This is a genomic window from Bordetella sputigena, assembly GCF_965137885.1.
GTDB classification, from domain to species: domain Bacteria; phylum Pseudomonadota; class Gammaproteobacteria; order Burkholderiales; family Burkholderiaceae_B; genus Bordetella_C; species Bordetella_C sputigena.
The window spans coordinates 42,063-69,035 of the sequence record NZ_CBCSCA010000011.1 but is presented as its reverse complement, the minus strand read 5'-3'; the positions used below and the strand labels follow the sequence as shown (position 1 = coordinate 69,035).

Sequence of the window (26,973 nt, the reverse complement as noted above, 5' to 3'; positions counted from 1 at the left end):
ATCGCCGCCCGGTTTCCGTGACCCGCGCCTCCGTCGCGCACCGGGGATTGTTCACCATGACCGCCGTATCCCTAAGAAAGAGGATCCACATGTCTGTGTTGCGCAGTCGCTACGCATTGGCGGCCACCTTCGCCGTCGTCATCGCCATCGCCGGCGGTATCGTCCTGGTACGGGGCCAAGGGGCCAGCACCGCCACGGCCGCCGCCGCCCCGCCCGCCGCGCCCGTGGACGTGGCCGAGGTGGTGGAACGCTCCATCACGGACTGGCAAAGCTATTCCGGGCGCCTGGAAGCCGTCGACCGCGTGGAAATCCGCCCGCGCGTGTCCGGCACCCTGGTGGCGGTGCACTTCAAGGACGGCAGCCTGGTCCGCAAGGGCGATGAACTGTTCACCATCGATCCCCTGCCCTATCAGGCCGAGGTCGACCGCGCGGAGGCCAACCTGGCCGGCGCCAAGGCCCGCGTGGCATATACCGCTTCCGAGCTGGCCCGCGCGCAGCGCCTGATCAACGACAACGCCATCGCCCGCCGCGACTTCGAACAGAAGCAGAACGACGCGCGCGAAGCGGCCGCCAACCTGAAGGCCGCCCAGGCGGCCCTGGAAATCGCCCGGTTGAACCTGGGCTACACGCACATCGTGGCGCCGGTCTCGGGCCGCGTCTCGCGGGCCGAAGTGACGGTAGGCAACCTGGTCGCCGCGGGCGCCGCGTCCACGCCGCTGACCACGCTGGTATCCGTGGATCCTATGTACGCCTCTTTCGACGTCGATGAACAGAGCTTCCTGAAGTACGTCAATCCCGCGCGCACCGGCAAGGGCGCGCAGGTGCCGGTGTTCATGGGCCTGGCCAACGAAGACGGCTATTCCCGCCGCGGCAACGTCCAGTACGTCGACAACCGGCTGGATACCGGCTCCGGCACGATCCGCGTGCGCGCCACGTTCGAGAACGGCGACGGCACGCTGGTCCCCGGCCTGTACGCCCGCATCCGCCTGGGCGGCGGCAATCCGCACAACGCCATCCTGATCGACGAGCGCGCCCTGGGCACCGACCAGAGCAAGCGTTTCGTGATGGTGGTGGACGGCCAGAACCACGTGCAATACCGCGAAGTGCAGCTGGGCGCCTCCCAGGACGGCCTGCGCGTCATCACCGCCGGCCTGAAGCCGGGCGAACGCATCGTCGTCAACGGGCTGCAGCGCGTGCGCCCCGGCGACGCCGTGGCGCCCAACGTCGTGCCGATGGCGGGGCTGGAGTCCGCGATGCGCACCAGCCGGGCCAAGACGCCCGCCGACCCCGCCTGACCTGATTCGCCTCCGAGAGCGTCATGAACATATCCAAATTCTTCATCGACCGCCCGATCTTCGCGGGCGTGTTGTCGGTGCTGATACTACTGGCCGGGATACTGGCCATGTTCCAGCTGCCGATATCCGAGTATCCCGAGGTCGTGCCGCCTTCCGTGGTGGTGCACGCGCAGTACCCCGGCGCCAACCCCAAGGTGATCGCCGAAACCGTGGCCGCGCCGCTGGAAGAACAGATCAACGGCGTCGAAAACATGCTGTACATGCAGGCGCAGGCCAACAGCGACGGCAATATGACGCTGACGGTCTACTTCAAGCTGGGCGTGGACCCGGACAAGGCGCAGCAACTGGTGCAGAACCGTGTGTCGCAAGCCCTGCCGCGCCTGCCCGACGACGTGCAGCGCCTGGGCGTGACCACCGCCAAGAGCTCGCCCACGCTGACGCTGGTCGTGCACTTGATCTCGCCGGACAACCGCTATGACATGACGTACCTGCGCAACTACGCGGTGCTGAACGTCAAGGACCGGCTGTCGCGCATCAGCGGCGTGGGCGACGTACAGCTGTGGGGCTCCGGCGACTACTCCATGCGTATCTGGCTGGACCCGCAGAAGGTGGCACAGCTGGGCATGACGGCCACCGATGTCGTCAACGCGATCCGCGAGCAGAACGTGCAGGTGGCCGCCGGCGTAATCGGCCAGTCGCCGACGATGTCCAACGTGCCGCTGCAGCTGAACGTCAATACGCAGGGCCGGCTGGCCAGCGAAGAGGAATTCAAGAGCATCATCCTGAAGACCTCGCCGGATGGCGGCGTGGTGCGCCTGTCGGACGTGGCGCGCGTCGAATTGGACGCCGCCGAATACGGCTTGCGCTCGCTGCTGGACAACAAGCCGGCCGTGGCGCTGGGCATCATGCAGGCGCCGGGCGCCAACGCGCTGGACGTGTCCAGCCAGGTGCGCGCCGCCATGAAGGAGCTGTCGGCGGACTTCCCGCCGTCGGTGAAGTACGACGTCGTGTACGACCCCACGCAGTTCGTGCGCGCCAGTATCGAAGCCGTGGTGCATACGCTGCTGGAAGCCATCGCGCTGGTCGTGATCGTGGTGATCGTGTTCCTGCAGACCTGGCGCGCATCGCTGATCCCGCTGCTGGCGGTGCCGGTGTCGATCATCGGTACGTTCTCGCTGCTGCTGGCCTTCGGCTATTCGATCAATGCGCTGTCGCTGTTCGGCATGGTGCTGGCCATCGGTATCGTGGTGGACGACGCCATCGTGGTGGTGGAAAACGTCGAGCGGAATATTTCCGCCGGCCTGTCTCCACGCGACGCCACTTATCGGGCGATGCGCGAAGTCAGCGGGCCCATCATCGCCATCGCGGCGACGCTGGCCGCCGTGTTCGTGCCGCTGGCCTTCATGACCGGCCTGACGGGGCAGTTCTACAAGCAGTTCGCCATGACGATCACGATTTCCACCGTGATCTCGGCCTTCAACTCGCTGACGCTGTCGCCGGCGCTGGCCGCCCTGCTGCTGAAGGGACATGACGCGCAACCCGACTGGCTGACGCGCGCGATGAACAAAGTGCTGGGCCCCTTCTTCGGCTGGTTCAACCGGGTGTTCAACCGCGCGTCCGAAAGCTATTCCGGCAATGTCGGCGGCGTGATGAAGCGCAAGTCCGTCAGCCTGGCGGTGTACGCGGTGTTGCTGGCCGGAACGGTGGGGATTTCCTACATCGTGCCCGGCGGCTTCGTGCCCGCGCAGGACAAGCAGTATCTGGTGGGCTTCGCGCAGCTGCCCAACGGCGCGTCGCTGGATCGCACGGAAGACGTGATCCGCCGCATGGGCGACATCGCCATGAAGGAACCGGGCGTCGACCACGCCGTGTCCTTCCCCGGCCTGTCGATCAACGGCTTCACCAACAGCTCCAGCGCCGGGATCGTATTCGTCACCTTGAAGCCCTTCGAGGAACGCGTCGCCGCCGGCCTCCCGGCGGACAAGATCGCCGCGTCGCTGAACCAGAAGTTCGGCTCGGTGAAGGACGCTTTCATCGCGGTGTTCCCGCCCCCGCCGGTGATGGGCCTGGGCACGCTGGGCGGCTTCAAGCTGCAGATCGAAGACCGTGCCGCCCTGGGCTACGAGGCGCTGGACCGCGCCACGCAGGCCTTCGTCGCCGCGGCCGCCAAGGCGCCCGAACTGGGACCGTCGTTCTCGAACTACCAGATCAACGTGCCGCAGCTGGACGTCGACCTGGACCGTGTCAAGGCCAAGCAGCTGGGCGTACGGGTGACCGATGTCTTCGACACCATGCAGATCTATCTGGGCTCGCTGTATGTGAACGACTTCAACCGGTTCGGCCGCGTGTTCCAGGTGCGTGCGCAGGCGGATGCGCCCTTCCGGGCCCGCGCCGAGGACATCGGCTTGCTGAAGACCCGCAATGCCGCGGGGGATATGGTGCCGCTATCGTCGCTGGTACGCGTGTCTCAGACCTACGGGCCCGAGATGGTCGTCCGCTACAACGGCTATACGGCCGCCGACATCAACGGCGGACCCGCGCCGGGCTATTCGTCCGACCAGGCCAAGGAAGCCGCCGAACGCATCGCGGCGGAAACGCTGCCGCGCGGCATCAAGTTCGAATGGACCGACCTGACCTATCAGCAGATCCTGGCGGGCAATGCGGGCATCTGGGTGTTCCCGATCAGCGTGCTGCTGGTGTTCCTGGTGCTGGCCGCCATGTATGAAAGCCTGACGCTGCCGCTGGCGGTCATCCTGATCGTGCCCATGAGCATTCTGGCGGCGCTGGCGGGCGTGTGGCTGACGCGCGGCGACAACAACATCTTCACGCAGATCGGCCTGATGGTGCTGGTGGGGCTGGCATGCAAGAACGCCATCCTTATCGTGGAGTTCGCCCGCGAGCTGGAAATGCAAGGCCGCAACGCCTTCGATGCCGCGGTGGAAGCTTGCCGCCTGCGTCTGCGTCCCATCCTGATGACATCCATCGCCTTCATCATGGGCGTGGTGCCGCTGGTGTTCTCGACGGGCGCCGGCTCCGAAATGCGCCACGCCATGGGTATCGCGGTGTTCTTCGGCATGCTGGGCGTGACGCTGTTCGGCCTGTTCCTGACGCCGGTCTTCTACGTGACGCTGCGCAAGCTGTTCCCGGCCCCGCTGCACTCGGCGGGCAAGCATGAAGCGCCGTCCACCGCGCCGCATGGATCCGCCCCGGCCCACGGTCACCAACCCGTGCCCGGCGCCGAATAAATCGAACTGGATGACAGACATGAAGTCCCGCACAAAAACCCTGAACCGCTTCGCCCTGTCGATATTGACGGCGACGATACTGGCGGGCTGCTCGCTGACGCCGGACTACCAGCGTCCCGCGGCGCCCGTGACGGCGGCGTTCAAGGAAGCCCTGCCGGCCGACCAGGCCGGACAATGGAAGACCGCGCAGCCGTCCGAGGAAGTGCTGCGCGGCGAATGGTGGAAGGTGTTCGGCGACGACACGCTGAACGCCCTGGAAAGCCAGGCCGCCGACGCCAACCAGAACCTGAAGGCCGCCGCCGCGCGGCTGGCCCAGGCCCGCGCGCTGCAACGGCAGACGCGCTCCGGCCTGTTCCCGGAAGTCACGGCCAACTTCGGCCCGACGCGCCAGCGCGCATCGCCCGCTTCGCAGGGCTTCCCGGACGACGGCCCCGCCACCAGCGCCACGCTGTGGCGCGGCCAGTTGGGCGTGTCGTATGAAGCCGATCTGTGGGGCCGCGTATCGTCCACCGTCGATGCCGCCACGGCCGACGCGCAGCAAAGCGAAGCGCTGCTGCGCTCGGTGCAACTGGCCCTGCAGGCCGACGTCGCGGAAAACTATTTCATCGTCCGCGAGCTGGATGCGGAGCGGCAGATTTACGACCGCACGCTGGAGCTGCGCAAGCAGACGCTGGACCTGGTGGAACGGCGCTACAAGGAAGGCGACATCAGCGAACTGGACGTGGCGCGCGCTCGATCGGAACTGGCGTCCGCGCAATCGGAGGCGCTGGGCATCGACCGCCGCCGCGCGCAGTCCGAACATGCGCTTGCCGTGCTGCTGGGCAAGGCGCCGGCGGAATTCTCGCTGCCGGCCAATCCGCTGTCGCGCATCGCCATCAACGTGCCGGCGGGCCTGCCGTCGTCGCTGCTGGAGCGCCGTCCCGACATCGCCGCCGCCGAACGCGCGATGGCCGCCGCCAACGACCGCATCGGCGCCGCGCGCGCGGCCTTCTTCCCGCAGCTGAACATCACCGGCTATGCGGGCTACGAATCGTCGGAACTGGGCAATCTGTTCGAATGGTCCAGCCGCACCTTCCTGCTGGGACCGTTGACGGGCGCGATGCTGAGCCTGCCGATTTTCGACGCCGGACGCCGGCAAGCCGGCCTGGACCGCGCTCGTGCGGTCTATGAGGAAGACGTGGCCAATTACCGGCAGACGGTGCTGGGCGCCTTCCGCGAAGTGGAAGACAACCTGGCCAATCTGCGCATTCTGGGCGAGCAGACCCAGGCGCAGGATCGGGCGGTGCAGTCCTCGGCACGCGCCGCGCAGCTGTCGCACACCCAGTACAAGGAAGGGTCGATCAGCTATCTGGACGTGATCGATTCCGACCGTACGGTGCTGACGCAGCAGCGCGTGTCGGTGCAATTGGATGGCGAACGGGCGCGTTCCACCGTCAACCTGATCCGCGCCCTGGGCGGTGGCTGGGGGCTGGACAGCCAGCTGGCACAGCAGGGAACCACGGCCCCGGCCGCCGCCGCGGCGGACACGAAGCCCGCGGTCCCGGCCACGCCGGCCGGACAACCCGTGGCGCAGCGCTGACCCGAATGGCAAACTGGGGCATTCCCATGCCCTTCGTTTGCCATGTCGTCCACGCTACCTTCATCCCAAGCAATATCGGCGCAACCGGCCCAGACCGACCAGCCACCGGGCCGGCCCCCGCGGCACCGTGCGTCGGAAGACGGGCCGGCCGCAGACCCGCGCCCGCAAGCCAGGCCGACACGCCTGTTTTTCGCGCTGTGGCCCGATGCGGCGACGGTCCGGACGTTGAACGACTGGGCGGCACGCGCCCACGCGATCTGCGGTGGGCGCATCATGCGGCCGGACACATTGCATCTGACGCTGGGCTTTCTGGGTGAAACCGCGCCCGACGCGCTACAGGTGCTGGCGCGGGAAACCGCCGCGCGCCGCATCGAACCCGGTGTGGTCGTGCTTAACCGGTACGGGGCCTTTCCACGGCCACGCATCGTCTGGGCCGGACCGGGGAACGGCGAGGACGGAGCCGCCGACGACGACGGCGCGCGGCGGCTGGCGGATGAACATCGGCAACTGTGGGATTGGGTGCGGCCCTTGCATCCGGCCCGGCCGGAACCGCGCTTCCGTCCGCACGTCACCCTGCTCCGCAACGCCGATACCAGCGTGCTGCCGGCCGAACCGCCGCCGCCCATCGAATGGCGCTACGACCGGTATGTGCTGGTGGCCTCCGTTCTTGACGGCGCCGCCAGATACCAGGTCATTGCCTCCACGCAGGTCTAGCCGGCGACTGTAGGGCACAATATCCGCCTCCAGCCACTACGGGGGCCAACGCCGCGCCCGCCCCATCCATGCTCATCCTGATTGACCAAGACGGCGTTCTGGCCGATTTCGAGAAGGCCTTCGTGGCGGCCTGGCGCCAGGCCCATCCCGACATCCCGCCGGTGGAAGTCGAAGACCGCCGCTCCTTCCATATCCTGGAAGACTATCCGCCCGAACTACGGCCCCTGGCCGAGGCGCTGTACACCGCGCCGGGCTTCATCCGCGACCTGCCGCCCGTTCCCGGCGCGCTGGACGCCGTCCGCGAATTGAGCGAGCTGGGCCTGGACGTGCGCATATGCAGTTCGCCGCTGCGCCAATATGAAAATTGCGTCGCCGAAAAGTATCACTGGATCGAACGCCACCTGGGCCGCGCATGGACCGAACGGCTGATCCTGACGCGCGACAAGACCCTGGTGCAAGGCGACATCCTGATAGACGACCGCGCCGTCATCGAAGGCGCCGCGCGGCCACGCTGGCGGCATGTCCTGTACGACGCCCCCCATAACCGCCACGTCACCGACAAGCCCCGCCTGACCTGGGCCAACTGGCGCAACGTGCTGGGCGGGGAGCTGTATCGGGCCGACGGATAGCGCGACGCAGGTGCGAGCGGCGCCCACTGCCGGCGGCGATTCCGGCCGCAACGAAGCAGGCAGGCTGCGGTAAGCTGAGCGGATCGCCAACACAGGCGATAGGAGACCGCGATGAACCTGTACCGCATGCTCAAGCAACGGGAAGCCGACGGCAAGCCCATACGCATCGCCTTGATCGGCGCGGGCAAGTTTGGATCGATGTTCCTGAGCCAGGCGCGTCGCACCCCTGGCATGCGGCTGGTCGCGGTGGCCGACCTGAAGCCGGCATCCGCCCGCGCGGCGCTGACCAAGGTAGGCTGGCCCGCCGCCGCCTTGCAGGCCGCATCCATCGGCGAGGCCTGCCGCGGCGGCAGCGTGTATTGCGCCGAGGATGCGCTGGCCATCATCGCGCATCCCGACATCGATGTCGTGATCGATGCCTGCGGCAACGCGGCGGCCGGCATACGCCATGCCCTGGCCTGCTGCGAGAACGGCAAGCACATCATCATGGTCAACGTGGAAGCGGACGCGCTGGCCGGCCCCTTGCTGGCGCGCCGCGCGCGCGAGGCCGGCATCGTCTATTCGCTGGCCTATGGCGACCAGCCGGCGCTGATCTGCGAAATGGTCGATTGGGCGCGGGCCAGCGGCTTCGAGGTGATCGCCGCCGGCAAGGGCACCAAGTACCTGCCGGCCTTCCATACCTCGACGCCGGACACCGTGTGGCCCTACTACGGCTTCACGCCGGAAATGGTGGCGGCCGGCGATTTCAATGCGCAGATGTTCAACAGCTTCCTGGACGGCACCAAAAGCGCCATCGAGATGGCCGCGGTGTCGAACTCGACGGGACTGTCGCCGGCGCCCTCCGGCCTGCATTTCCCGCCCTGCGGCGTCGACGACCTGGCACGTGTGCTGCGTCCGCGCGATGACGGCGGCACCTTGCACCACCGGGGGCAGGTCGAAGTCGTTTCTTCGCTGGAACGCGATGGGCGGCCGGTGTACCGGGACCTGCGCTGGGGCGTCTATGTGGTGATCGCCGCCGACAGCGATTACGTGCGGCGCTGCTTCAAGGAATACGGCGTGGTAACGGACCCGACCGGCAACTATTCCGCGATGTACAAGCCCTATCACCTGATGGGCATGGAGCTGGGCATCAGCGTGGCCAGCGTCGCGCTGCGGCGCGAACCCACCGGGGCGCCCACCGGCTGGCACGGCGACGTGGTCGCCACGGCCAAACGGGATATGCAGCCCGGCCAGATGCTGGACGGGGAAGGCGGCTATACCGTCTACGGCCGCCTGATGCCGGCGCGCGATTCGGTGGACGGCGGCTACCTGCCCCTGGGCCTGGCGCACGATGTGAAGCTGAAGCACGCCGTGCGCGCCACGCAGGCGCTCAAATGGTCGGACGTCGATTATGGCGACGCGCACGATGCGTTGCGCTTCCGGCGGGAAATGGAACAGGGCTATCTCTGAGCGCTCGCGCGGCTGGGGATTTTTGCTTATCGCGTACAAGTCCTTTGTCCGTGACGGGCTGTATTCCGGCGGGCTGGCCGCGCACAATACGCGCTTGCCATCCAATCTGCGGAAATTGTCATGCCTATCGCTCTATGGGCCCTGGCCGCCGGTGCCTTCGGCATCGGGACCACCGAATTCGTCATCATGGGATTGCTGCCCGAACTGTCGGCCGACCTGCACGTCGGCCTGTCGACGGCCGGGCTGCTGGTTACCGGCTACGCGCTGGGTGTCTTCATCGGCGCGCCCATCGTTACGCCGCTCATGTCCCGGTTGCAGCGCAAGACCGTGCTACTGGGCCTGATGCTGCTCTTCACCGTGGGCAACCTGGCCTGTGCCCTGGCGCCGAACTACGGCATGCTGATGGCGGCGCGGGTATTGACCTCGTTCGCGCACGGCGCCTTCTTCGGCATCGGCTCGGTGGTGGCCACCGGGCTCGTGACGGCGGATAAAAAAGCGTCGGCCATCGCCTTGATGTTCACCGGCCTGACGCTGGCCAACGTCATGGGCGTGCCGTTGGGCACCTGGCTGGGGCAGCACTTCGGCTGGCGCAGCACGTTCTGGGCGGTGACCGCCGTGGGCATCGTCGCCATGGCCGCCATTGCCCTGCTGGTGCCGCGCAGCCGTGACGACCAGCAGGCGCATTTCGGGCAGGAACTGCGCACGCTGGTACAGCCGCAGGTACTGCTCGGCTTTCTCATGACGGTACTGGGCTTTGGTGGGGTCTTCGCGGCCTTCACCTATATCGCGCCCATCCTGACGCAGCTCGCGGGCTTTTCCGACAAGGCAGTGTCGCCGATCCTGCTGCTGTTCGGCGTCGGGCTGGTCATCGGCAATACCCTGGGCGGCAAGTTCGCCGACCGGCGGCTCATGCCCACGCTGATCGGCACGCTGCTGATCCTCGCAGTACTGCAAGCGATCTTCACTTTCACCGCCCATGCGCAGGTGGCGGCGGCGATCACGGTGGGACTGCTGGGCGCCGCGGGCTTCGCGACGGTGCCGCCCTTGCAGATGCGGGTACTGGAGAAAGCCGCCGCCGCCCCCAACCTGGCGTCGGCCTTCAATATCGCAGCGTTCAACCTGGGCAATGCCGCGGGCGCCTGGGTGGGCGGCGTGACGATAGACCACGGACCGGGGCTTTCCGCGCTGCCCTGGGTCGCCAGTCTGATGACCGCAGCGGGCCTGCTGGTGGCGCTGTTCAGCTGGCGGCTGGATCGCCGCGTCGATCAAGTGCCCGACGGCAAGCCGGCATCGGAATGTGCTTGATTTAAGACGTACGCCAGGAACCGGCGTACGTCCGCCTGTGCCCTAGATACCGCATCAGCGTCCCTCGCGGATCGGTATCTTGGAGTTGTTTTTCGTGCAGGCAGTAAACGCAGTACCCGTCGCGCCCCTTGTTCTCTCTCACCCTTCCACCGAAAACCAGCCTCCGCCGTACGACGGGAACGCCGTAAGCGCGGCCCGGCAGTTCATGCTGGCACGCGGCACCGGAAACGCCGCGCGCGACACGACGACCGGCACGCAAGCCGACCCCGATACCCGTACCCCCGAAGAACGCGAAGCAACCGCGCAACGACTGATCGCCAGCTTTGTCAGCCATGCGCGGGACCGGATGGTCCAGGGAGATCGCACGGATCGCGCAAACGCGCTCGGCAACTATCTTGCCGCGCACAGAAGCGCCCTTCCGGGCGTGCGGTGGCTGGAAAATGACACCGCGCTGATGCTGCGCCTGGCGCCGGCTTCCGGCCTGTTCTCCGGCGAACTGACGGCCGCCACGCTGCAACCCGGCCATCGCCGGCTGCTGGCCAACGCACTGGTGCTTGCGCTGACCCGATCCATAGACTGGCGCGCCGAGCTGAAAGTCCCCCGATCCGACGGCGGCGTCTTCCACGACGGCATCACCCTGCGCAACGCCACCACCCTGTCCATCGGCGCCGCCGTTTCCGCGCTGGACGACCGCATACGCCACGTCCTGGAGGCCGTCCACATCCCGGAAGACTACGCGCCGCTGGTATCGCAACTCAGGACCGCGCTGATCAGCGACCCGACGCTGTCCTTCCATTCCGTGCCGCCGTCCATGCGTTATGGCAGCCGCGAATGGATCCAGCTGTGGACCGGCATCGAAGCCTGCGGCGCCGCCGGCATGGACGCGGACGCCCTATCCTTCGAAGAAGTCATGGCCATGGGCCATGCCGTCGGTATGCAGGCCGCGCAGGCCGACGATCAAGGACAGGCACAGGACGCGCCGCACGCACTCTTGCCGGTCTCCCACGCCGGGCTGATGTTCATGGCGCACGCCGCCGGCAAGGTGGACCTGGCGCACCTGAAACCCGAACACGATGCCGAGGCCACCAAGCAGATCCAGGCCTTTGCCAAGGAAGTATTCAAGTCGGAAATCGCGCTGTCCGAAGCCACCAGCCGCCTGGTCGCGCTCCAGAATGCCCCCACCGGCCGTAGCATTGCCGAGGGCGTCCTGAAAGCGAAAGGCCTGGACCCCGCGGCCCGGGTGATCGAAGAACCGATTCATTTCAAGGGCAAGCGCATCAGCTACAAGCTGCTCGACTTCTACGTCAAATTCAACGACCTGGCCAAGATCGAGCCCAACCAGTTCAACAATGAACTGATCGCCAAGGTGGGGAAGGATACACCGCGCTATTCCGACCTTTACGACCGCACCCTGGACACCTACATATCCGACTACATAGGTGCTCATAAAACCACCATGCGGGTAGTGCTGGAAGCCGCGAAGAAAGACGGCTTCGACCAGAACGCCGGCAGCGCGTCGATCAACACCGAACGCATTGTCGTCAGGTCGCACAAGGACATTCATGCGCACGGTTTTTTCGTGAATTGCATGGACGACGGCGAGGTCTATCGCTATTTCGTGTCGTTCAGCGGCGTGATCGAGCGCATCCCGAATTCGATCAGCCATACGGCATGGGTCACGCTCAATCGGCACGCCGTCTTCGCGGCCGACGACCTCAAGAAGATCGGCACGGAGCAGGCGCTCCGCGACGACTTCCTATGGTCCACCGAGCGGCACCTGTACGCGCCCAAGGCCAGCGGCATCTACGACGCCATCGATGCGGACCTGCGTCCCAGGTTGGTGAAATACAAGGAGCAGAGCAAACCCGCCCAGGATGGCGCCAGCCGGGCGGACCGGCTGGTGGAAAGCTTCATCCCGGTCTATGGAACCTATGCCAGCTGGAAACGCGGTGAATACTTCAGCGCGGGCCTGTCCGGGATTTTCGATGTCTTCGCCGTGATCCCCATCCTCGGCGAGAGCGTCAAACTGGTCGCCGTCAGCGAAGGCGCGCTGATGCGCGGCGTGACCTCCGCGATCGCCATGTCCCGCGAGCGCGGCATCGTCAAGGGCCTGCTGTACGGCCTGGGCAAGACCGTCGAGGAGCTGCCCCATATCGGCGTGCAGGCCGTGCATACCATGGGCACCATGCTGGACAGCATCGTGCCGATTCCCATCGGCACGCACTCTTTCGCCGAGATGCTCACCGGCGCTTATGGATTCCTGCGATCCGGCAATCTGCGGAAGATAGTCAAAAACCTGCGCGCCAGATTCCCCCGCCTCAGCCTACAGCTGCGCGCCCGCACCCAGCCCAGGAATTCCTTCTATACGCAATTCAGCCTGTACCCCTGGCAAACCGGTCCGCTGCACGGCACAGCCGGCCAGAACGCGGCGCAAGCCCGGTTCCTGAAGGTACTGGACCAAGACGGCGGCAGCCAATGGCTGCGTCGTTTCGGCGGAAACTATGCACGCTTCGATCCCATCCGCCTGCAGCCCACCGGCCCCGTGCTGATACGCGCCAAGGACGGCCGGCTGCTGCCGTCGCTGTCGGTCGACGAGCTGACACGGCACGCCGTCACGGATAGCGCCATGCTGGAAAAACTGCGGCGGGCGCAGGCGGCCGGCGACGGCACGATCGCGCTGGACGGTAAACGCTACGCCTCCATATCGGGTTCGTATGTCGAAATCGTGCAGGTCGAAGCGGCGGCTGCCGGGCAGCCGGCCAGATGGCATGCGGCGGGCGGCGTGCAAGCGGACTCGGCGGCCATCAACGCTACGCCGCTGATCCACGACGCTGCCCAAGGCGTCTGGGTCGCGGCCGCCCACCACGCGGAGGAAACGCACGCGCTCGCCGCCATTCTGGACCGCTGGACCATCCCCAATCGTCCCGGGGCGCTCAACAAAGCCGTCGCCATCGATCGCTTGCGCGCCGACGCATTGAAAGCCTATGGACAGAAGTACGCCGAATACCTGGAAAGCCAGGGACCCGCGGTGCTGCGGGGACTGCTGACCACCGACGATGCCATGGAGGCGAGTCGCATCCTGTTGGGGGATGGCCGCTTCATGCACGCCATGATCACGACGGCGGATGTGGCGGAAGCGGCACGCATCGTCGATGTGCTGGACATGCTGCGGTCCGGCGCGCTGCCCATGGGCAACCGGCTGGCCGGCTCGGCCGAGCGCCGGGCAAACATCAGCCATTACTTCGACACGGTATTGCAGCAGCTGGGCAAGAAAGACACTCAGGAACTGCACGATACGATCGCAGCGTATGGCGAGCGCGCCGCCGCGCTGATGCGGCATGCCGGTACGGGGAACGCCGCCCAGCGCCAGCGCGCGGACGAAATTGCCGATGTGCTGGCGGTTCTCCAGCAAAAACTGTCGATACGTAGAGGCGACGGCGCCATCGACGATGCCATCGCCCGCGCCGCCGTGACGCTGACCTCCGACGAACGGCGCGTCCTGGAACCCCTGGGCCTCGTACCCAAAGCCATCCCGCCCGCCACGGTAACCGAACTGGCGTCGGAGCTGCAGAAGGTGGACGCCGCATTCGACAAGGCCGTGCAGGACGCCACGACCAAGGCGGGCGGCAAACCCGGCGCCGCGGAACTTGCGACCCTATACGAGGCGGGCCGCGCAGCGGCGCTCACGCGCCTGGGCGTATCGATTACCAAGCTGCAACCCGCCAGCTCGGAGGAAGCGCGCTTGCTGTACCGCGCGCTGCTGGAAGACAAAACGCTATCGGTCAACGGCAAGTCCCCGGCCGCGTTCGCAGGCAAATACGCCATCGCCGCGGACGATGTGGCGGCTCGTATCTATGCGCGCCGCGGCACGCCGGCAAAGCCGGGAAGGCACTATCCGTCGGCCGATACCCCACTGCAAGGCCTGGGAAGGGACGAGGCCTCGACATACCGCGTGCAGCGACCGCACGATACCGTCCTGCTTGCCGGCGACCTGCCCTTGTACCGCCAGGCCGAGGGCAGCGGCATCTACATCATGCAGGGCGGCGACTGGTTCCAGGTCCGTTGGGACGCGGACAACGCCACGTGGCGCATCATCCAGCGCGACAAGCCGACGGCCCAGGGCATTGCGATCCGTCGCGGAGACAAGGGCTGGGAGGTGCAGCATAACGTCGGCATGCCCGGCGGAGCACCCACCGTCCACAGGGAAATCGACTGGGAGGCGGCGCGCGCGCTGGATGCCGATACGCCCGACGGCCTGGTCTCCGGACCCGGCATGTATTTCGACAGCGCAGGCGTCGCGCATTATGCGCAAGGCCGGATCTCGCAATCGGAAACGGTGGCGCGCGCCGCGCACGTATTGGAGTCGACCACGGACGTCACGCCGCATGTCGCATGGAACGACGCCTTCGCCGAGTACTTCGACATCGCGCTGGACATGGGTGCGGGTCCGAAGAAGGTCATACCTACGGTACGTGATCTCTATAACGACCTCAGCCGGGAAGAGGAGTACTACGACTACATCAAGGATTTCTTCGTGAAGCTGACGGAATCCGAGACGTTCGTGGGCCTGCTCAATCGAGCGATCGCCGATGGAAAAATCGGCACCCAGCCGGAAAAAAAATGGACGCTCACTGCCTTGTTCCCCGCCGCGATGGAACATGGCGGGACCGGCGCCGGCCACCTCGGCGTGAATCACGACGAGATGAGCATCAGCGTCCCCTACCTGGTAGGCAACTATCCCACCACCCCGGTTTATCTGTCCAAAGGTGGCCGGTTCCAGGCCGTGACGCCGCAACGCGCCATGACGCGCCACCTTGTGCAAATGCTGACGAACGAGAGGCCGCCAGTTCAGGGCCCCTGGCTGCGCAACGGCACGGTGGACGTAGGCGCCCTGCCGACCCTCGGCCTGGGTGAAAGAGGCGCGATCGATGCACTGGTTGAACGGATCATGCGCGAAACCGGCTCGCCGCTGCCGCCGCTGCTCTCGCATCTGCCCTTTCATGCATCGCATGGCGCGACCGGCGCCACCCCCGTCCTGGCGCACGGGCGGGATGCCGGCATCGTCGATTTCCAGCCTTCACCAGGGCTGACGCAGGCCATCCAGGATGCCGGCGGGGTCTCCAGGCTGGAAGATTACGTCCGCCTGCAGGATGAATACCTGGACGGCGTCTTCCCCCCGAGCCGCGTGGACACGCCGCCACGCAACCAGGACGCCGTCGTTACACCGCCGGACCGGACGCGAAACGGCGACGTGGATCGTACCGATCCGGTACCGGCGCCCGTACCGATACCGGCGCCGGCTCGCCCCACGATCGCGCTCAGCCCCGATGCGGATCTGATGACGCGCTTCTATGACGAACTGGTCAGCCACATGAAGGGCGTCGGCACACGCGAGCAGGCGGCTTCGATCAAGGCCTACCTGCGCCGGATGGAAGCCGATGCCGAGGGCGGCGCGATCCTGCGCGCCATGGCGGCCTATTACGACATCATGGGCGACGTGCCACGTATCAGCTTGCGCCCCGGCCTGACCGAGGTCGAGGTCAAGCAACCGACGTGGTGGCGGCGTCATACCCGATGGCGCGTGGACTCAACGATATTCCAGGACGAGGACTTGTTCATGGCCACCTATGCCTTGCGTGGCATCTACAAAGACATGGCCAAGATGCACGGCCCCTGGTTCGAGGGCGTGTGCAGCAAGGCGATCAGCAAAGGCAAGATACGGCTGGATCCGGCCCTGGAGAAATCGTGGCAGGCGTGGATCGACGACGACACGGTACCGGCGGCGTTCGCGCATGCGCGCGACGAGCACCTGGCGACGCGGCGCGCAAAGCGCGCCCAGATCGTCAAGGAAGTGCGCACCAAGCTGCAGAAGGCGCGCTTCTACGGCGGCATTGACGAAGACACGTTCCGCTGGGCCCTGGATAGCCGCGGCAAGTATCCCGCGGAACGATCCCACCTGGACCTGGAGCGCAACCACCTGAGCACCGGCATGCCGCCCTTGCCCGACGATATACAGTCCTTGCGGCTGATGACGGACCAGCACTCCATCCTGGACAAAATCCCTTCCAAGGTGGAGCGCCTGACCATCTTCGGCGATGGTGGGACCGAATCACCGGCCATCACCTTTCCCGCCATTCCCGACACTGTCCGGCACCTGATCGTCCGCAATCAAAACATGACCGGCCTTCCCGCGCGGTTGGCCGGCGGCAAACTCCACACGGTGGAGCTGAGCAATTGCGGCCTGGACCGGTTGCCGATCCTGGGATCCGGCGTCAAGGTCGTGAAGGTGCCGTACAACCGATTGACGGAATTGCCGTCGCCTCTGCCGGACGCGATGGAAGTGCTGGAGGCAAACTACAACCAGTTGCGGACACTGCCCGACCTGCCACCCCGCATCCAACATATCGACGTTTCGATGAATCAATTGACAGCCCTGCCCCGCGTCATCCCGGATACCGTCAGGGAGCTGGACGCATCGAACAATCAATTGACCGAATTGCCACGCACGCTGGCCCTGCTGCGCGCGCGCCTTATCGACCTTCGCGACAATCCCCTGCTCGAGGGACAAATCGAGCGCCTGGAACAGCTTATCCTTCAACCCGACGGTCGCAGCCGATCCACGGTTCTATCGGGCGCACGGGCGCCACGGCCGGCCAACGACCTGTCCAGCGCGGTCAAAGGCATACTGGGAGGCACCCACCCCGAAGCGCTGGCACGCTGGCAAGCCATCGAAAAGGCCGCCGCGCCCGGCTCGGACGAAGCCGCCAACCTGGTCGAATTCGGACGCTACCTGGCCGAGGTCACCGGCACCAGCAGCTATCAGCAGGCCGCCTTCCGGAAAGAGGTACAGGAACTCATAGCGGAACTGTCGAAGCCGGAACGGCAAACGCTACGCGACGCGGCGATGCATATATGTGAAAGAGTGCAGCGTGTCTGCCGCGACCGCGCCGCCTGGGCCATGGGCGAACTGCGCAAGGCCCGCCTGACCGACGATATCCTGCGCGGGCTTTACGACAACCGTGTCGCCGAAGTGATCGACGTCGGCAGGCAGATGCTGGCCATGGACATCCTGACCGAACTCGCGGGTGAGAAAGCCATCGAGATGGGCATGCGGGACGAAGCGCTGGAAGTGCATATGGCGTATGGCATCCAACTGCGTCCCAAGGACCAGCTGGACCTGGGCATCATGGTGCCGGAGATGGACTATATGGGGATGGTCGATCTGTCGGAGGCCGATCTGGCGACTGCCAGACGCGTGGTGCTGGACCGCCTGCACACGGACTTCGACAAGTTCTTCGTCACCCGCTACGAGCCCTGGCAGAAGATGCTGGAGCGCAAGTTCGGCGACCGCTACAAGGACACCAAGTCGCAGTTGGCCGAGCAGTTGGTGGGGGCGGAATTCGATGCGCGGGTCAATGCCAGGCTGGAGGAGTACGGGCTGCCGCTGGACGATCTGGCGGCCCGCCGCGACGCCGGGGACGCGCTGGCCAGCGAAATGGAATACGCCGCGCTGGCGCCGATGACGACGGAGTACCTGGAATCGACCGGTGCGTCGTACCGGCCCAAGCCGCCGCGGCGCGCCTAGGACCAATCGCCAGTTTTTTCGGACATATCGCGCGGAACCCGCCTACGGCGATCGTGCCTCAGATGCCGCATTCTTTTCCGGCAATAGGCATTCTGGAGTCCATCGTCGTGCGAATAGGCAGCGCGATATACACCCCCGCTGCTACCTCAGCCGCGGCCAATAACAGGAATGCCGCACCGGCGGGCGACGGGAGGCTACCGGCCGCGGCGGCGGGTTCCTCGACGCTCGTGGGTGCCCGTACCGGTATCCCAAGGGCGGGCAATCATCACCGGCGCATCCTCAGGCTCCGAGCCCTGGGCACCCTGTTCCACGGCCCGGTAGGGCTGCGGGGCGGCATGACCGCACCGACTCGCCGGGCAAGTCGCCGCCCCGCGGCTGACGTGCCGCCCACCGGCAAAGCCGGCGCGACCGACGGAAACGAGGCTCGCATCATCACGGCCGCCCCTATCCGGCTGAGCCCTGACGCGGCGCAGATGACACGGTTCATGGACGAACTGGTGCAACGCATGGACGGCGTTTCGTCGCCGGGACACGCCGCGTCCATCAAGGACTTCCTGCGCCGCATGGAAGGCGATGACCGGGGCGGGATGATCCTGCGGGCGCTGGCCGCCTATCGGGAGATCAAAGGCAAAACACCGCGGCTGGCGCTGCGGCGCGACGTGTCCCAAACCGTGATGAAGCGGCCGAACTGGTGGCGGCACCACACGGAATGGCGCGTGCGCGCCGACCTCTTCGGTCAATCGGACATCAAGCTGGCCGCGCAATGCTTCGAGACCATCTACATGGACCTGGCCAACATGCGCGGCATGGGCGTCGAAAACGACGCCACGCGTGCGATCCGCGAAAACAGGATCCCTGTCGACCCCGAACTGGAAGCCGCCTGGACACAATGGGTGGCGCAGGACGACCAAGTGCCGGAGGAATGCGCCGGCGAGCGAGCGCAATATCTGCGACAAAGACGCGCGACGCGCGCGAGGGTCGTCGAACGATTGCGTGCGCGGGTGCAGCAAGCACGCTTCTACGGTGGCGTCGATGAGGACACCTTCAACGAGGCCGTCCACCGCCGTACCCCATACCCATCGAACGGCTCGCACATTACGCTCCGGCCGCAGCACCTGGGCGCCGGCGTGCCGCCGCTGCCGGCCGACCTGCTGGGACTGGAGCTCGCAATGGGGAGCGATTCGATATTGGACCGATTTCCAGCCGGGCTGCGGACCTTGGTCATCAAGGGGTCCGCACCGGCCGCGCCCGCGATCGCCCTGCCGGCGTTCCCCGACACGCTGCACAGCGTGGCGATCTTCTGGCAGAAAGTCACGGAGGTGCCGCGACGCCTGCCCAGCGAACTGCGCGAGCTCGGACTCTATGGCTGCGACTGGGTCCGGCTGCCCGCGCTGTCGACCACACTCACGGCCTTGGTCGCGCCCAGCAATCGCCTGACGGAACTGCCCGCGCCACTGCCGGCAGGCCTGGAAATCCTGGAAGTGCTGGACAATCAGCTGGTTTCCCTGCCACCGCTGCCGGGAACGATACGCAGCGTGAACGTGGCGCGCAATCGCATGACGCGCCTGCCATGGCCCATACCGGATAGCGCCGTGCAGCTCGACTTCAGTTCGAACCTGATTACCGAAGTGCCTGATTACTTCGCGCTGATCAACGCCGCCATTGTCCACATCCACGACAACCCCATAGACCTCGCTCGCCTCCGGCGTCTGGACGCCCTGGTGGGATCGAGCTTCCAGCTCTTGTACGACCTGCCTCGTCCGAGGCAAGGCACGCCGCTGGCGTACGCGCTTCGATCCGTCCTTGGGGAAGAACACGCGGACGCCATCGGCCGGTGGCAGGAAATCGAACGCGGCGCGGCGCCGGGCTCCGACACGGCTTCGAACCTGGCCGAGTTCGCGCGCTATCTGGATCAAGTCCGTCTAGCCAGCGCCTACCGCAACCCAGCCTTCCGCGAAGACATACGAGACCTGGTGATCGAACTATCGAAGCCGGACAGGCAGTCGCTGCGCGACGCCGTACTGCACGTCTGCGAAGGCGTGCGCCGTATCTGCCGCGACCGCGCCGCATGGGCGATGACCCAGATACGCAAAGCCCGTCTGACCGACGATATCCTGCTCGGCCGCTACGACGATCGCGTAGGCGAGGTGATCGAAATCAGCAGGCAGATGTTCTGCATGGACGCCTTGATCGGCATCGCCCGAACCAAGGCCGCCGGAATGAGCATGGAGGGAGAAGAGCTGGAGGTCTATCTATACCTGGCGGTAAAGCTGCGACCGCGCGACAAGCTGGACCTGTCCATCATGCTGCCGGAGATGGACCATGGCGCCATGGTCAAGCTGGACGATCGTTACCTGGCGGACACGCTGCGCGCCGTGCAGGAACATCTGCGCGCGGCGTTCGATCCGTTCTTCGTCACGCAATACGAACCTTGGCAGCGCATGCTTGAGCGCCGGTACGGTGAGCGCTACGAACAGGCCCGGGCGTCGATTGCCGTACAGGTCATAAGCCCGGAATTCAGGGATGCGGTCGCCGCCCGGATGGCGGCGAACGACATGCCCAAGGACGACGAAGATGCCCGCCGGGCGACGGAAACCGCGCTGGCCGGCGAACTGCAGTACGCCGTGCTCCAGCCCTTGACCGTCGAATACCTGCAATCCGCCGGCGTGTCCTACACGCCTCGGTTGCTGCCGGGCGACCCCGCGATCAACGACGCGTCAACTGGCTGAGGTCGCGCACCGCGCCGCGGTCGGCGGAAGTGGCCAGCGCGGCATAGGCCTGCAACGCCGTGGAGACGACGCGCTGGCGATCCCCCGGCTTCCAGGCCTTGTCGCCGCGGCTTTCCATTTCCTGGCGGCGCGCCGCCAGTTCGGCATCGCTGACTTCCAGGTTGATGCGGCGGTTGGGGATGTCGATCTGGATCGCATCGCCGTCGCGCACCAGGCCGATGGTGCCGCCTTCGGCGGCCTCCGGCGACGCGTGGCCGATCACCAGGCCCGACGACCCGCCGGAGAAGCGGCCATCGGTGAACAGGGCGCAGGTCTTGCCCAGTCCCTTGGACTTCAAATAGGACGTGGGATACAGCATTTCCTGCATGCCCGGGCCACCCTTGGGGCCTTCGTAGCGGATAACCACCACGTCGCCGGCCACCACCTTGTCGCCCAGGATGGCTTCGACCGCCGCGTCCTGGCTTTCGAAGACACGCGCGCGGCCCTGGAACACCAGTTGGCTTTCGTCCACGCCCGCCGTCTTCACGATGCAGCCCTTCTCGGCCAGGTTGCCGTACAGCACGGCCAGGCCGCCGTCCTTGGAATAGGCATGCGCCAGGTCGCGGATGCCGCCGTTGCTGCGGTCCAGGTCCAGCGTCAGAAAGGTGGCTTCCTGGCTGAAGGCGACCTGGGTCGGCACGCCGCCGGGAGCGGCGCGGTAGAACTTTTTGGCCTCTTCGCTGGCGCTGCCGCCGGCGATGTCCCACTTTTCCAGGGCCTTGCCGAGCGTGCCGCTGTGGACATTGCCCACCGACAGATCCAGCAGCTTGGCGCGGGCCAATTCACCCAGGATGCCGATCACGCCGCCGGCGCGATGCACGTCCTCGATGTGGTACTTGTCCGTGGCCGGCGCGGCCTTGCACAGGCAGGGCGTGCGACGCGAAATACGGTCGATGTCGACCATGGTGAAATCCACACCGGCCTCATGCACCGCGGCCAGGAGATGCAGCACGGTGTTGGTCGATCCACCCATGGCGACGTCCAGCGTCATGGCGTTTTCGAAGGCGGCGCGAGTGGCGATATTGCGCGGCAGCACCGATGCGTCGTCCTGCTCGTAGTAACGGCGGCACAGGTCGACCACCAGGCGGCCGGCTTCCTCGAACAGCCCCTTGCGCCAGGCATGCGTGGCGACGATGGTGCCGTTGCCGGGCAGGGAGAGGCCCAGCGCTTCGGTCAGGCAGTTCATCGAGTTGGCGGTGAACATGCCGGAACAGGAGCCGCAGGTCGGGCACGCGCTGCGTTCGTATTCGGCGACGTCGGCGTCGGACATCTTGGGATCGGCGGCTTTGACCATGGCGTCGACCAGGTCGATCTTGGCGACGACCTTGCCGTCGGTGGGCGATTTGATCTTGCCCGCTTCCATCGGGCCGCCGGACACGAACACCACCGGGATGTTCAGGCGCATGGCGGCCATCAGCATGCCCGGGGTGATTTTGTCGCAGTTCGAGATGCACACCATGGCGTCCGCGCAATGGGCGTTGACCATGTACTCCACCGAATCGGCGATCAGCTCGCGCGAGGGCAGCGAATACAGCATGCCGTCGTGGCCCATGGCGATACCGTCGTCCACCGCGATCGTGTTGAATTCCTTGGCGATCGCGCCGGCGGCCTCGATCTGGCTGGCGACCAGCGCCCCCAGGTCGCGCAGATGCACATGGCCGGGGACGAACTGCGTGAAGGAGTTCACCACCGCGACGATGGGTTTGCCGAAGTCGCCGTCCTTCATGCCGGTGGCGCGCCACAGGGCGCGGGCGCCGGCCATGTTGCGGCCGTGGGTGGAGGTGCGGGAACGGTATTGCGGCATGGCGTTGTCTCGGAAAGCGCGGGTTTTATCGGGACGGCCCGCGCCGCGTCCAGGGCGCGGCTTGCCGGGGCGGACCGGGGAAAAAGGTCCCCATCATAACGCCTGGCAGGGCACGGCAGCCTGGGCAGGGATAGTCCGGAGACGCGCCCGCGCCCCGGAATACGCCGCCGGGCGGCATAATGCCGCGGCCGGCCCACCCCTTTCAACCACGACTGCCGCAACATGTCCGCCTCGCCCGCTCCCACCCTGCTCATCCGCGACGCCACCGCCGACGATATGGCGGCCATACAGGCGATCTACAGCCATCACGTGCTGCACGGCACGGCCTCCTTCGAACTGGCGCCACCGAATCTGGAGGAAATGCTCCAGCGGCGCGCCGCCGTGCTGGCGCACAAGCTGCCTTATCTTGCCGCCGAGCTGGACGGCGAGATAGCCGGCTATGCGTACGCTACGCTGTACCGCCCTCGTCCCGCGTACCGGTTCACCTGCGAGGACTCGGTGTACGTCAAGCCGGGCATGGCGGGCCACGGTATCGGCGGGCGCCTGTTGCAGGAACTGATCCAGCGCTGCACGGCGCTGGGATGGCGCCAGATGCTGGCCATCGTCGGCGACAGCGGCAACGCGGCCTCGCTGGCGCTGCACGCGCGCTGCGGCTTCCATCCCGTGGGCACGCTGCGCTCGGTGGGACACAAGTTCGGCGAGTGGCGGGATACCGTGCTGATGCAGCGGGCGCTGGGCGACGGCGACGCGACCGCGCCCGAACCGCGATAGCAGGTATCCCTATGCCGCCGGCAAGGGAGCCGCCTGGCCGCTGGTCCAGCGTTCCCAGCCGGTCTTGCGCAGCGCGCAGGCCGGGCAGGTGCCGCAGCCGTAGCCCCAGTCATGGCGCGCGCCGCGTTCGCCCAGATAACAGGTGTGGCTGTCTTCCAGGATGATGTCCACCAGTTCCTGCCCGCCCAGGCGCTGGGCCAGCGCCCAGGTCTGCGCCTTGTCCAGCCACATCAAGGGCGTTTCTATGGTGACCCGGGTTCCCAGGCCCAGGGCCAGCGTCACTTGCTGCGCCTTCATCGTGTCGTCGCGGCAGTCGGGATAGCCCGAAAAATCCGTTTCACACATGCCACCGACCAGGACGTCCAGCTGGCGGCGATAGCCCAGGGCGGCCGCCAGCGTCAGGAATAGCAGGTTGCGGCCGGGCACGAAGGTGTTGGGCAGGCCGTTGGCCTGCATTTCGATGCGCCGGTCGCTGGTCAGGGCGGTGTCGCCGACCTGGCCCAGTACGGACAGATCCAGCATGTGATCGTCGCCCAGGCGGCCGGCCCAGCCAGGCAGGCGGGCGCGCAGCTCGCGCAGCACGTTCTGCCGGGCGTCCAGTTCGATCCGATGGCGCTGTCCGTAATCGAAGCCTACCGTTTCGACGTGGGCGTAGCGTTCCAGCGCCCAGGCCAGGCAGGTGGTCGAATCCTGCCCGCCGGAAAACAGCACCAGGGCGCGGCGGTCGTGATTTTGCATGGGAACTCCAGATCAAGACCGTTAGGATAACCGCCGTCCCCGGTCCCGCCCGTCCGCCTCCCTCTCGGCCCGCCCTGCCGCCCGCCCCTGGGCCGCGCCCGCCGATACGGGCTCAGCGCGCGGCCGCCCGCGCCGCGCCGCGACCCGCGATGCGGCCGAATATCGCGCCGGACACCAGCCCGGTGCCGCTGGGATAGTTGAAGTAGAACAGCCCGCCCACCATTTCCCCGGCGCAGTACAAGCCCGGCATCGGCCGCAGGTGCACGTTGAGCACCTGCCCGTTTTCCGGATCCACGCGCAAGCCGCCGAAGGTAAAGGTGATGCCGCAAGTCGTCGCATAGGCATGGTAGGGCGGTGTATCCAGCGGCTGCGCCCAGTTCGACTTGGCCGGCTCGATGCCTTGCGTGCACAGGCCATCTTTGATCGTGGGATCGAATGGCACATCCTTGCGGATCGAAGCGTTATACGCGCGCACGGTCTGCAGGAAGGCGGCCGGATCCACGCCTTCAAGCTTGTGCGCCAGGTCCTCCAGCGTATCCGCGGTGGCCTTGGTCATCATCTTGATGCGGTATTCGGAGCGCAGCAGATGGGTGACCTTGGAATCGAAGACCTGCCAGGCGAACTGGCCCGGCTGCTTCAGGACCTCGCCGCCGTACTTCGCGTAGGTGAAGGAATGGAAGTCCAGCCCTTCATCGACGAAGCGCTTGCCGTTGGCGTTGATCAACAGGCCGAAGATATAGCTGTGCTTCTGGAATTGATCGCCGACATGAACGTCGCCGAACTCCGGCGCGTTCAGGTCCCAGCCGGTGGCGTGGCAGCCCGACCAGTTGCCGTAGGGGGCGGCGCCGGCATCCAGCGCCATGCGCAAGCCATCGCCCTGGTTGAAGCGCGATCCGCGCACCTTGGCCAATTCCCAGCCGGGGCCCAGATAGCGCGCGCGCATTTCCGGATTGCCCTCGAAACCGCCGCAGGCCAGGACCACCGACCTGGCCTCGTAGATCACCGGGTGGCCGTCCTGTACGGCATGGATGCCGCGGATGCGGTCGCCGTCGGCGATCAGGGATCTGGCGCGCGTGTTGTAGTGCACGTCGATGCCGGCATTCCTGGCCGCTTTGTCCAGGAACTGCACCAGGCCCGCGCCGCCGCCGGATACCTCTATCGGCAAGCGCCCGAAGAACTTGCGGCGGCCGTTGACCAGGGACGATTGCCTGCCGTAGTTGGGTACGAACCTGGCGCCCTTGGCGCGCAGCCACACCATGACGTCCAGGCTTTGCGTGACCAGGATCTCCGACAGCGCGGGGTCCGTGCGATAGCTGGTCAGGCGGAACAGATCGTCGAAGTACTCGTCGGCCGTGTTGGTGAAGTAGTCGCTGGTGGCGATTTCTTCTTCGGTCAGGTCGGTGACCTTTTTCAGGTCTTCCACCGAGTCGTAGGCAAAGCGCATCACGCCGCCGGCAAAACGGCTGTTGCCGCCGGACTCGTCTTCCGGCGCCGCCTCCAGCATGGCGACGCTGACGCCATGCTCGCGGGCGGACAGCGCCGCGCACAAGGCCGCGTTGCCTTTGCCGACCACCACCACGTCGTAACGATGTATGTGTTCTTCCACTTCGCTGTCCTCACTCTTGGGCGGCGCCGGCGATCAGCGCCATCAACGCCTCCATGCGAGGCAGGGTTTCGATGCATTCGATGGTGTCGGCGATGGCCTCCACGGCGTCCTCGCGCAGCGCGCGTCCGGCGCACAGCGCGAATTTGGCGCGCAGCAGGTCGGGCGGCAGCGGATAGTCGGACGTGCGTCCCAGGGGCTGGTCGACCTGGGATTCCAGCACCCTGCCGTCGCGCAGCGTGACGCGCACGCGCCCGCCGAAATGATTGGCGGCCGGGAAGATCGCCGGTTCGGCCTGGTCATAGGCGGCCACGTGGATGCGATCCAGCAGCGCGCGCACGGCGGGCTGCGTGTAGGAGTCCGCTTCGAAGTCCGCCACGCCCACCTGGCCGTCCAGCAGCGCGCGGGCCAGCACGTATTGCAGGCTGAATTTCGCCGCCAGCGGGCTGTCCGGACGGGGCCGGTTGGTGTGCGCCAGCCGCCGCGTATGGATCCAGGCGTCGACGCGCGTCACGTCGTCCGGCCGCGGATGATGGCGGCGCGCGAGCTGCAGCATGGCGTCCAGCGCCGGGTGGGTACTGCCGCAGCAGGGATACTGCTTGATGGCAATGCCGGGCTCGACGATGTCCAGCGGACGGGCCCAGGCATCCAGCGCACGCCGCGCGTCGTAGGTCCCCGGACCGTTGAACACGTCGAGGAAACCCTGTTTGTGTTCGAACACCGCCGCGCGATTGGCGGTGCAGCCCAGCCGCGCCAGGCGCGCCGCGTACATGCCATTGCGCGCGCAATGGCCGACGTGCAGCGGCTTGGCCATGGTGCCGAAGTTGGCCTTGAGGCCGGAGGCGAAGGACGCCGCCAGGGCCAGCGCGGTCGCGGTGGCGTCGCCGTCCAGCCCCAGCAGCCTGGCGCAGGCCGCGGCGGCGCCGAAGGTGCCCAGCGTGGCGGTGGGATGCCAGCCCTTGGTGTAGTGATGAAGGTTGACCGCCAGCCCCAGCTTGCACTCGACCTCGAAGCCCGCGACGTAGGCCAGCACGACATCGCGGCCGTTGCTATTCAGTTGCTGGGCCAGGGGCAGCAAAGCCGACAGCACCGGGGCGGAGGGATGGCCGCCCATGGTGTTGTTGCAATCGTCGAAGTCCAGCGCGTGGGACGCGGTGCCGTTTATCAAGGCGGCGTCGAGCACGCCCACGTGGCGGCGCGTACCCAGTACCAGCGCCGGCCCGTCCTGCGTATCCAGGGCCCGGGCCGCCAGCCGCGCGGCGTCTTCGCGCGCGCCGGCCAGCGTCACGCCGATGGTGTCGAGCAGGCCGACGCGCGCCCAATGGATGGCGGCGTCGGGGAGGTCGTCGTAGCGCAGCGCCGCGACGCGCCGGCCCAGTTCGCGGGCGAGGCCCGCGACGGTATCCGCGCCATCGGCGGCGCCGGGTTCGTCTGTATCGCTCATTTGGCCGGTATTCCCTTTTTCGAGCCCGGTTTTTTGCATCGCGT

Annotated in this window: 14 protein-coding genes; 10 read left to right on the top strand and 4 right to left on the bottom strand. The window is 66.6% G+C overall.

The window, feature by feature from the left end:
- Window positions 1-89: 89 nt before the first annotated feature.
- The 9 genes from ACNA0R_RS20150 to ACNA0R_RS20110 all read left to right on the top strand — a co-directional run bounded on the left by ACNA0R_RS20150 (window position 90) and on the right by ACNA0R_RS20110 (window position 20,530).
- Complete coding sequence (locus ACNA0R_RS20150; RefSeq protein WP_415827836.1) at window positions 90-1,295, top strand: efflux RND transporter periplasmic adaptor subunit; 1,206 nt, start codon at window positions 90-92, stop codon at window positions 1,293-1,295.
- 23 nt (window positions 1,296-1,318) lie between these two features.
- Complete coding sequence (locus ACNA0R_RS20145; RefSeq protein WP_415827835.1) at window positions 1,319-4,540, top strand: efflux RND transporter permease subunit; 3,222 nt, start codon at window positions 1,319-1,321, stop codon at window positions 4,538-4,540.
- Window positions 4,541-4,559: 19 nt separating this feature from the next.
- A complete protein-coding gene (locus tag ACNA0R_RS20140; RefSeq protein WP_415827834.1) occupies window positions 4,560-6,119 on the top strand; it encodes an efflux transporter outer membrane subunit in 1,560 nt (519 codons plus the stop codon).
- Window positions 6,120-6,161: 42 nt separating this feature from the next.
- Window positions 6,162-6,833 (top strand): RNA 2',3'-cyclic phosphodiesterase, encoded by a 672-nt coding sequence (gene thpR / locus ACNA0R_RS20135; RefSeq protein WP_415827833.1) that lies wholly within the window; start codon window positions 6,162-6,164, stop codon window positions 6,831-6,833.
- A gap of 68 nt (window positions 6,834-6,901) precedes the next feature.
- Entirely contained in the window at window positions 6,902-7,462 is a 561-nt protein-coding gene (locus ACNA0R_RS20130) for a 5'-3'-deoxyribonucleotidase (protein WP_415827832.1), read from the top strand.
- 111 nt (window positions 7,463-7,573) lie between these two features.
- Window positions 7,574-8,911 (top strand): NAD(P)H-dependent oxidoreductase, encoded by a 1,338-nt coding sequence (locus tag ACNA0R_RS20125; protein WP_415827831.1) that lies wholly within the window; start codon window positions 7,574-7,576, stop codon window positions 8,909-8,911.
- A gap of 120 nt (window positions 8,912-9,031) precedes the next feature.
- Window positions 9,032-10,216, top strand: coding sequence for an MFS transporter (locus ACNA0R_RS20120; protein WP_415827830.1), 1,185 nt, complete (start codon window positions 9,032-9,034; stop codon window positions 10,214-10,216).
- 205 nt (window positions 10,217-10,421) lie between these two features.
- Window positions 10,422-17,801, top strand: a complete 7,380-nt coding sequence (locus tag ACNA0R_RS20115) for an NEL-type E3 ubiquitin ligase domain-containing protein (RefSeq protein WP_415827829.1) — start codon at window positions 10,422-10,424, stop codon at window positions 17,799-17,801.
- 335 nt (window positions 17,802-18,136) lie between these two features.
- Window positions 18,137-20,530 (top strand): NEL-type E3 ubiquitin ligase domain-containing protein, encoded by a 2,394-nt coding sequence (locus ACNA0R_RS20110; protein WP_415827828.1) that lies wholly within the window; start codon window positions 18,137-18,139, stop codon window positions 20,528-20,530.
- Here the strand turns inward: ACNA0R_RS20110 and ilvD are convergent.
- Window positions 20,508-22,373, bottom strand: coding sequence for a dihydroxy-acid dehydratase (gene ilvD / locus ACNA0R_RS20105; RefSeq protein WP_415827827.1), 1,866 nt, complete (start codon window positions 22,371-22,373; stop codon window positions 20,508-20,510). The two genes, ACNA0R_RS20110 and ilvD, sit on opposite strands and share 23 nt — an antisense overlap.
- 222 nt (window positions 22,374-22,595) lie before the next feature.
- Here ilvD and ACNA0R_RS20100 point away from each other — a divergent pair, with 222 nt between their 5' ends.
- A complete protein-coding gene (locus tag ACNA0R_RS20100) occupies window positions 22,596-23,144 on the top strand; it encodes a GNAT family N-acetyltransferase (RefSeq protein ID WP_415827826.1) in 549 nt (182 codons plus the stop codon).
- 9 nt (window positions 23,145-23,153) lie between these two features.
- On the opposite strand, the gene queC is transcribed toward ACNA0R_RS20100, so the two are convergent.
- From queC to ACNA0R_RS20085, 3 genes are all read right to left on the bottom strand, one after another.
- The gene (gene queC, locus ACNA0R_RS20095; RefSeq protein ID WP_415827825.1) at window positions 23,154-23,882 is read right to left on the bottom strand and encodes a 7-cyano-7-deazaguanine synthase QueC; all 729 of its coding nucleotides are present in this window, start codon (window positions 23,880-23,882) and stop codon (window positions 23,154-23,156) included.
- Window positions 23,883-23,994: 112 nt separating this feature from the next.
- Window positions 23,995-25,488, bottom strand: coding sequence for an FAD-dependent tricarballylate dehydrogenase TcuA (gene tcuA / locus ACNA0R_RS20090; RefSeq protein WP_415827824.1), 1,494 nt, complete (start codon window positions 25,486-25,488; stop codon window positions 23,995-23,997).
- Window positions 25,489-25,498: 10 nt separating this feature from the next.
- Window positions 25,499-26,929: an MmgE/PrpD family protein gene (locus tag ACNA0R_RS20085; RefSeq protein WP_415827823.1), complete on the bottom strand. Its 1,431-nt coding sequence runs from the start codon at window positions 26,927-26,929 to the stop codon at window positions 25,499-25,501.
- Window positions 26,930-26,973 lie beyond the last annotated feature (44 nt).